We start from the raw sequence: 8,003 nt of genomic DNA, 5'->3' as shown, positions 1-8,003 counted from the left end.
CCCGCCATGCTTTGCACCAGAGAAGCATGGGCCTACGCAAAACAAGATCGAGTAAACGCATTCTACCGAGCTACGAGGATGGCCGAATCCGCGCTTAACAATGTTGTTCAGGATGAAGAACCATACTGGATAAGATACTTTGGCGAAGCGGAACTAGCGGGAGTCACAGGGGGACGCCTTCTCGATATATCGCGCACGCATAACAAATTCGCCGGAGAAGCCGTTACCTGGATCGGGAGAGCCCTCGCTCATCGAGCGAAGAAACAGTACCGAAGCTCGGCGCTAGACAGCATAGGAGTCGAAATGAAATAACTTGCGCGTTTCGAACCCTCCACAGGCCTGTGACCTGCGATGATGCTCTCGATCACGTATTTGTTACTTCATTACGTCCCCTACGAAGCGGCTAATAATGAAGTTCTTTCTCGGGCTGATCGTATGTTTGCCGTGTGGGACGGGCGGAAGAGCAGCAAGGCAGGAGGGACCGCCGCCACCGTCGAGCTTGCGAAGGCGCGCCACCTACCGATCGTAGTCATCTGGCCCAGGGGGGCAGAGCGGATCTAACTCATCGCGAGGTTTCTTCACGGGGCCGAGATTTCTTCACGGCCTCAAGGCGCGCCTACGGCGCGCGTGTGACCTGCTGCACACACCGTACGTCGCCGCGGGTCGACGCTGGTCGACCACCACGTCAACATGCCTGGCCGCTACGCCTTCATCAGCTGCGGCCGAGGCTTCTGGGGGCCCGGACCAGACCGTATTCCTGGATCAGACTGTATTGTTGGTGGTTCTATGCGCGCGACGGTTCGGGTCTACTGGCTGCTGCTGGTAGCAGGGTTCCGCCGGCAGTCGACCTACCGATTGGCCGCGCTGGGTGGGCTGCTCTCGAACACGACGTTCGGGCTGCTGAAGGTCGCGGTGCTGTTCGCCGCGGTCCGGGCGGCGGGGGGTGAGATCGGCGGGTACGACATCGCGCAGATGGGCACCTACATCTGGCTGTCCCAGGCGATGCTCGGCTCGGTCAACTTCTGGGGCGGCAGCGAGATCGCGGAGAGGATCAAGGACGGCCAGATCGCCGTCGACTTCCTGCGCCCGCTGGACGTGCAAGCCGCCACGATCACAACCGAGGTCGGGCAGGCGCTGTTCGCGTTTATTCCCCGGGGGATCCCACAGCTGCTGATCGGTGGGTTCGTCGTCGGGATGAAGCTGCCCGGGTCGGTCACGGCCTGCCTTCTCGGCGTGGCGAGCCTGCTTCTCGCGGTCGTGATCTCGGCGGCGACCGTCTACCTGGTCGCCGTCGCGGGCTTCTGGCTGGTGGAGACGCGCGGGGTGCAGCTCGTCTACATGGTGGCCTCTGGTTTCCTCACCGGGTTGTTCGTGCCGATCAGCATGTTCCCGCGGTGGCTCGAACTCCTGGCCCAGGCGACGCCGTTCCCGTCGATGATGATGTATCCGGTCGGCATCCTCGCTGATCGCGTGGACATCACCGGCGCGCTCACCCTGGTAGCGGCGCAGGTTGCCTGGCTGGTCGGCGTCGGCGGGCTCGGCCAGGCGCTGACGCGCGCCGGCCGGCACCGCCTGGAGATCCAGGGTGGCTGAGCCGCTCGCCCTGCGTACCGGGCTGTGCTCGCGTCCCGGGCCCGCTCCCAGACCTCCTACCGGGCGAACTTCGCCCTTGACCTGGTCAGCTCGCTGCTGTCGGCCGTGATCGAACTGGCCGAGGTGTGGGTGGTCTTTCACGCCACGACCCGGCTCGGCGGCCTGGAGTTCCGCCAGATGCTGCTGGTGTTCGGCCTGGCCGACCTCTCCTTCTCACTCGCGGACCTCGCCTTCGGGCACTGCGACAGACTGCCGACGTACCTGCGCGCCGGCACCTTCGACGTCTTCTACCTGCGGCCGCAGCCGCTGCTGCTGCAGCTGCAGCTGGTCACCAGCGACCTCAGCCTGCGGCGGCTGGCGCGCGCGTCGGTCGGCCTGGCCGCGCTGGTCGCCGGTCTGGCCCTGGGCGACGTTCCCTGGGGCCCGGCCGCGGCCGCGCTGCTGGCGACCGCCCTGGTCAGCGGTGTCGCGACGTTCGCCGCGCTGTTCGTCTGGGCGGGCGGCCTGCAGTTCTTCCTGGTGGACGGCCGGGAGATGACCAACGCGTTCGTGTATGGCGGCCGCTACGCCGCCACCCAGCCAGCGTCGCTCTGGTCCCGGCCGTTGAAGGTCCTGTTCGGCTTCTTCTTTCCGATGGCCTTCACGGGGTACCTGCCGACGCTGATCCTGCTCGGTCTGCCTGGACCGGAGTGGCTGCCGAGGTGGCTTGGCTGGTGCGGGCCACTCGCGGCTGTCTGGGCGTGGGCCATGGCGCTGCTGTGCTGGCGCTGGGGCGTCCGGCACTACCAGGGAGGCGGCGGTTAAGCATGAGCGTCAACACTGCGATCGTCGAGACAGCGATCGTCGAGACCGTCGGGCTGACCCGGCAGTTCACCGTGCGCGACGGGCTGCGCCGGAGGCGACTGACCGCCGTCGACGACCTGACCGTGCGGATCTCACCCGGCGAGGCGGTCGGCTACATCGGCGCGAACGGCGCCGGCAAGTCCACCACGATCAAGATGCTGGCCGGCATCCTCGTGCCGACCCGCGGCACTGTGCGCACCTGCGGGCTGAGCCCGGTGAAGGACCGGCGCCGGCTGGCCCGCCAGGTCGGAGTGGTGTTCGGTCAGCGATCCCAGCTGTGGTGGGACCTTCCCGTGCGGGAGTCGTTCCGGATCCTGGCCGCTATCCACACCCTGCCCGCCGCCACCGAGCGCACGCGCACCGACGAGCTGGTCGAGCGGCTCGAGATGGCAGACTTCCTCGCCACCCCGGTCCGCCAGCTCTCCCTGGGCCAGCGGATGCGCGCCGAGATCGCCGCCGCGCTGCTCCACTCCCCCCGGCTGATGATCCTCGACGAGCCCACCATCGGCCTCGACGTCCTGTCCAAGCAGCGGCTGCGGGAGTTCCTCGTCGCCGAGCGAGCGGCCCACGGCACCACACTGCTGCTGACCACCCACGACATGGGCGACATCGAGCGGCTCTGCGACCGGGTCCTCGTCATCGACCACGGCCGCCTCGCCTACGACGGCGACCTGGCCGGTCTCGCGGGGGCCGCCGGCGCCGACCGGGTGCTGGTCGTTGACCTCGCCGGGCCCACCGGGGACCTGACGGGCCTACCCGCCGTCCGCCACCTGGCCAGCGAGGCCCACGGCCTGCGCCAGCGCCTCGCCTTCGACGCCGAGACCACTACCGCCGCCCGGGTCCTCGCCGCGGTCACCGCGACGGCCGAGGTCCTCGACTCCACTGTCGAGGAACCCGACATCGAGGACGTCGTCCGCCGCCTCTATGCCACCACCCGTCAGTCGCCCGAACCCGCGCCCAGGGAACCAAGGCGCGAAGAACTCGATGAGGAGGAAGCGCGCCGCCCCGGTGGGACAGCACCCCTGCCATAGGAGCCGTACAACGCTGCAGCCACAGCGCCAAACCCCCTCGGTGCGTACGAGTGGCGGGCGGCACCCTGGAGCGTCTCCCAGGCCAGGCGAGCCCGCGGTCAACGGTTCGGGAACCGGGCCACCCAACGGCGCTGCCAGGGGGTCTCGACGGCCCGGTGGTGATGGTGTTCCCGGGTCCAGGCGACAGCGTCCGGTGGGTTCAGTCCGGCCAGAACGGCGAGGCAGGCAAGGACGGTGCCGGTGCGGCCGACGCCGCCCCCGCAGGCGACTTCGACCGCCGCGCCGGCCCGCGCCGGCCCGTGCCGGCCCGTGCCTGCTCGTGCAGCGCCCGGATGCGCCGGGCGGCCTGGTCCTGGTCACGGGGCAGGAGGAAGTCGGGCCAGTCGATCCACGTGCGCGGCCAGCCCAGCTCCCCGTCGTGGCGGCGGCGAAGACGGCTGGTTCCCAGGTAGAGGCCGAAGTCAGGCACCGGTCCCTCCGGTAGCGGGCGGCGCAGACCGCGGCCGCGTACCCGGCAGCCGTCCGGAAGCCGCAGGGCCCGCACGAGCGGCGGGCCGCTCACCGGGCCACGCCTACGACCTGCCCGGCTGATCGAGAACTCCACACCTGGCCCTCCGCCTGTCCGTATTGACGTGATCGTTGCCGGCGGCGCTGCTGCGGCCGGACGGCCACGTGGCGTGGGTCGGTGAAGATCAGCGGGAGCTGCTCAGCCAGCTGCCCAGGTCCCGCTCCGCGGTGAGGTAAGAGGCGATCATGTCCAGGCAGCCACCACATCCGTGGACTCCACTCGTACGTGAGCATCATTGCGTGGGAAACGGCACGATACGCACGATCGACCGGTCGTGGTCGAAGGCGAGGCTGGCGCAGGGCCGACCCTGCGCCCATGGCTGATCGAATCCGCTGTCATCGATCGACCAGGAATGCAGACCGTAGGCATCCAGCTTGCCCCGGAGAACAGTGATGATCTCCGGGCGGGGGTGGCAACGGTCCGCCGCGACCGCGGCGGTGTCGCTCCGGAGATTGACAGCCGAGTAGCATCCGACCACTGTCGCCCGTTCCGCCAGGCCGCTGGGTCGTAGCCCCCAGCTAGCCGCGGCAAGACACGCAACGGCCACCACCGCACCCGGGATCATCGCCCGCCTCCTGCGCCACCACGGCTTCCGAGAGGTTCTCAGCGAAGCGACGACGTGACGTTCAAGCAGCACCTGACGTTGTTCCAACCGCTGCCGGGGAACGGGCCGCCGTGGCGGAAGCCGGGGAAATCCCAGATCAGGCATCTCGCACCACCTTCTGAGCAGGCCGGTCCTTCCCCGCCGTCATCTCAGCGGGAACCCCGGGCATGCCCGCCGCAGCCCGAACCTTCCGCACCACGCCGAAGACCAGGACAAACCGCCACGGCCGTAGCCTGACCGCGGCGGCGGGCGCTGTGCTCGTGCCGTGCGCCGGTCGGATCACCCCCACACCGCCCGCGCCAGGGCCGCGCCGAGAGCGGCGGCGCCGAACGCGGCGAGCACACTGCCGGCGACGTTGGCCGCGGCCAGCAGCCGGGCGCCGTCCTCGGCCAGCCGCAGCGTTTCGTAGGAGAACGTCGAGTAGGTGCTCAACGCCCCGCACAGCCCGGTCCCCACCAGCGACACCACCTGCTCCGAGGCCACCCACGCCGGCGCCGCGCCCGCGCCCGCGGCGCCGGCGACCAGGCCGAGGAGCAGACTGGCCGTGACGTTGACGGTGAACGTGCCCCAGGGAAAGACCGTGCCGTGCCGGGCCTGCACCGCCCGGTCGGTCAGATAGCGCAGCGGCGCGCCGGCCGCGGCCCCGGCGATCACCAGCAGCCAGTTCACCAACTCGCCTCCCGGCCGACGTAGCGGATCACTTCGACCTCGTCGAGGATGACCAGCCCCTCGGTGACGAGTTCATCGAGCTGCGGGAGGAAGGCCCGTACCCGTTGCTCGTCATCGACGATGACCACCGCCACCGGCAGGTCCTCGCTCAGCGACAGCAGCCGGGCGGTGTGCACGATCGAGGAGGCGCCGAACCCCTCCACGCCCCGGAACATACTCGCCCCGGCCAGCCCGGCGCGGTGCGCCCGGTGCACGATCTCGCTGGCCAGCGGTCGGTGATGCCACACGTCGCTCTCCCCGACGAACACCATCAGCCGCAACGCCCGGCCGCTCAACCTCATCACGCCCGCCTTCCCGCGACCCGTCGCGTCGTCGCCACGAACCATCGCATCGCCGTCGCCGCCGCCCACACCGCGCCCAGCGCGACGAGGACGCTCAGCGCCAGGTAGGCCAGTGCCAGCCCGGCCCGCCCGCCGTCCACCAGCCGCTGCGCGTCGAGCGCATACGTGGAGAAGGTGGTGAACCCGCCCAGCACCCCGGTGCCCAGGAACGGGCGGACCAGCGGATGCACCGTCCGCACGTCGGTGATCAGCACCATCAGCACACCGATCGCCGCGCAACCGGCCGTGTTCACCGCCCAGGTGGTCCATGGGAACGTGCCCGGCATCGTCGGCCACACCAGCGACGCCCCGTAGCGGGCACATGCCCCCACCGCCCCACCAGCCGATATCACCGCCAGCAGCGGGACCGGGACCGGCGCGTGACGAAGCTGCCGGCGCCGCACCGGGACAGGCCCATCACCATCAGGGTCGGTGCCATCGAGGCTGGTGCCATCGGGATCGGTCGGTGCACCGACCGTTTGCTCGGCGTCGTCCACGCCCGCTCCCTACCTGCGCGACAGCCGGGCCAGCCAAGCATGACTTGTCACGGTAGGGACCGTTGGCGGCGCACTGCCGCGGTTCGGGTCCGGCGGGCCCCACCGCCGCGCGGTGACCGGAAGCCGCCGCCGTCACACCATACCGGTTCGGTTCACCGCTACCGGTTCACCGCTAACCGCTACCGGTTCACCTGTCACCGTCGTCACACCGTGGGAGCGCACACCGGCCCACAGTCACACGCCGACCCGGGACCGCCCCCGGCCCCCGGTTCCACGGCGCGCAGCTGCGGGCCCGCGCCCTCGGCGATGTCGGCGAGCACCGTGTAGATCTCCCACGGCGCACCGTCCGGATCATCCACCCACACCTTGTCCTGCAGCGCGTAGCAGCAGGCGGTGTTCTCCTCCACCGCCGTCACCAGCCCCGCCTCCCGCAGCCGGGCCGCCGCGGCGGACACCTCCTGCGAGGTCTCGATCTCCACCCCGAGATGGTTCAACGCCCCCGCCACCCCCGCGCCGCGGGCGTCCGGGTTCTCGATCAGCACCAGCTTCAACGGCGGCACGTCGACCGCGAAGTTCGCGTACCCCGCCCGCCGCTTCGCCGGCCCGACCCCGAACAGCGTCGTGTAGAACTCCACCGCCGCGTCCACGTCCGAGACGTTCAACGCCAACTGCACCCTGGCCATCCAGCCCACCCCTTACATCGACACCCATCTATGTTCTTGCGGGTCGAAGATGACCGTAAACATAGACGTCTGTCAATGGCTGGGGCATGCTGGCGGCACGGCGACCGCCTCCCCACCGGCGGGTCTCCCGGTCGTCGACCCGGTCATCGCCCCCGCGGCGGACGGCCCGCCCGGTCTCGCCGGGACGATCTCCGCGTGCCGCGCCCCGCTCGCCCGCGCCCCGCTGGGCGCCAACCGGGGCCGGCGACCGTTACGCCGGCCCGCGCATCGGCGAAGTCGTCGCCTTTCTGGATAATCCTTAAGGTGAGCCTGAATCGCGAAGATTCTGAATCGCGAGGACCGAGACTCAAGAACCCGCCGATGTCGGGATGTCAGGACAGATCGTACCGCGCTTCGGGAGTATCAGGTCGACCAGGTAACGCTCGACGGCCCGGCGGACGCAGACACTGTCCTGAAAGTAGGCGGTGTGGGTGTAGGAGCGCCAGGTCAACAGCACGCTGTTGGCGAGTTGACGGGCGAGGGACACAGCCCCGGAGTAGGGCGTCGCCGGGTCGCCGGTGCTGCCGACGAGGAGAATCGGCGGAGCGCCGGTGGCGTGGAACGGCCCCGTGTAGCGGGAGGCAGCCTTAACCGGCCAGACCACACAGGCAAGGGCACCGAGAGCAGAAAGCAGGCCGAAATGGGGGCTCTCGCGGTTGAGTTCGTCAGAAAGTCGTTGGTAGGCGCCCACGGTCGGGAAGATCTTGTCGGTGCAGGTGATGGCCGTATGCGAGGCAATGGCCGTATGCGCGGCATCGGAGCTGGTGGAGGTGCTGTGCGGCAAGGGGAGGATGGCCCCGATCGGGTCCTGCGCTGCGAAGGAGAGCAGCTCGGAGCCGTCGTTGTTGTCGTCGGCCAGTGCCAATGCTCCCGCGAGCCGCGGCCACTTGGCATGGGAGTACAGCGCGGACCGAACCCCTATCATGGCGGTCACCCAGTTGAGCGTGCGGGCGGCGCCGGTGTCCTTACCGTCCTTACCGCCGGCCGGGATCGGCTTCTCGGTGAGCCGTTCGACCAGGCGGTCGAAGGCGCCGGCCGGGTCGCCGTGACCGAAGCCACAGTTGGGCCGAGCCTTGCAGTCGGCGAGGAATGCGCC

The 8,003-nt window shown here is 69.6% G+C and carries 10 protein-coding genes and 1 pseudogene; 3 read left to right on the top strand and 8 right to left on the bottom strand.

Going from position 1 to position 8,003, the window contains the following annotated elements:
• Positions 1 to 786: 786 nt before the first annotated feature.
• From AC08OU_RS20120 to AC08OU_RS20110, 3 genes are read left to right on the top strand one after another with little or no spacing between them, the layout of a single operon-like run.
• Positions 787 to 1,593, top strand: a complete 807-nt coding sequence (locus tag AC08OU_RS20120; RefSeq protein ID WP_476602183.1) for an ABC transporter permease — start codon at positions 787 to 789, stop codon at positions 1,591 to 1,593.
• A 24-nt stretch (positions 1,594 to 1,617) separates the two neighbouring features.
• On the top strand, positions 1,618 to 2,397 hold the full coding sequence (locus AC08OU_RS20115) for an ABC transporter permease (protein ID WP_476602184.1): 780 nt from the start codon (positions 1,618 to 1,620) through the stop codon (positions 2,395 to 2,397).
• A 2-nt stretch (positions 2,398 to 2,399) separates the two neighbouring features.
• The gene (locus AC08OU_RS20110) at positions 2,400 to 3,467 is read left to right on the top strand and encodes an ABC transporter ATP-binding protein (protein WP_476602185.1); all 1,068 of its coding nucleotides are present in this window, start codon (positions 2,400 to 2,402) and stop codon (positions 3,465 to 3,467) included.
• 98 nt (positions 3,468 to 3,565) lie between these two features.
• On the opposite strand, the pseudogene AC08OU_RS20105 reads toward AC08OU_RS20110, so the two are convergent.
• From AC08OU_RS20105 to AC08OU_RS20070, 8 genes and pseudogenes are all read right to left on the bottom strand, one after another.
• A pseudogene (locus AC08OU_RS20105) lies at positions 3,566 to 3,691 on the bottom strand (protein-tyrosine phosphatase family protein); the annotation flags it as partial.
• Entirely contained in the window at positions 3,667 to 4,029 is a 363-nt protein-coding gene (locus tag AC08OU_RS20100) for a hypothetical protein (RefSeq protein ID WP_476605550.1), read from the bottom strand. The gene AC08OU_RS20100 and the pseudogene AC08OU_RS20105, both read right to left, overlap by 25 nt.
• A gap of 238 nt (positions 4,030 to 4,267) precedes the next feature.
• On the bottom strand, positions 4,268 to 4,600 hold the full coding sequence (locus AC08OU_RS20095; protein ID WP_462188778.1) for a hypothetical protein: 333 nt from the start codon (positions 4,598 to 4,600) through the stop codon (positions 4,268 to 4,270).
• A 318-nt stretch (positions 4,601 to 4,918) separates the two neighbouring features.
• Positions 4,919 to 5,308, bottom strand: a complete 390-nt coding sequence (locus tag AC08OU_RS20090; RefSeq protein WP_476602213.1) for a fluoride efflux transporter FluC — start codon at positions 5,306 to 5,308, stop codon at positions 4,919 to 4,921.
• Positions 5,305 to 5,649: a DUF190 domain-containing protein gene (locus tag AC08OU_RS20085; protein ID WP_476602214.1), complete on the bottom strand. Its 345-nt coding sequence runs from the start codon at positions 5,647 to 5,649 to the stop codon at positions 5,305 to 5,307. The genes AC08OU_RS20090 and AC08OU_RS20085 overlap by 4 nt, the downstream gene beginning before the upstream one ends.
• Positions 5,649 to 6,185 carry a fluoride efflux transporter FluC gene (locus tag AC08OU_RS20080; protein ID WP_476605549.1) on the bottom strand — a complete coding sequence of 179 codons (537 nt, stop codon included), beginning with the start codon at positions 6,183 to 6,185 and terminating at the stop codon, positions 5,649 to 5,651. Before AC08OU_RS20080 ends, AC08OU_RS20085 begins: the two co-directional genes overlap by 1 nt.
• A gap of 203 nt (positions 6,186 to 6,388) precedes the next feature.
• Complete coding sequence (locus AC08OU_RS20075; protein ID WP_462188782.1) at positions 6,389 to 6,868, bottom strand: ArsI/CadI family heavy metal resistance metalloenzyme; 480 nt, start codon at positions 6,866 to 6,868, stop codon at positions 6,389 to 6,391.
• Positions 6,869 to 7,214: 346 nt separating this feature from the next.
• Positions 7,215 to 8,003: alpha/beta hydrolase (locus AC08OU_RS20070; protein ID WP_476605548.1), on the bottom strand; the 789-nt coding region annotated here is incomplete at its 5' end.

The organism is Frankia sp. CcMO1 (genome assembly GCF_977945845.1).
This window is presented reverse-complemented; position numbering and strand designations above follow the sequence as displayed.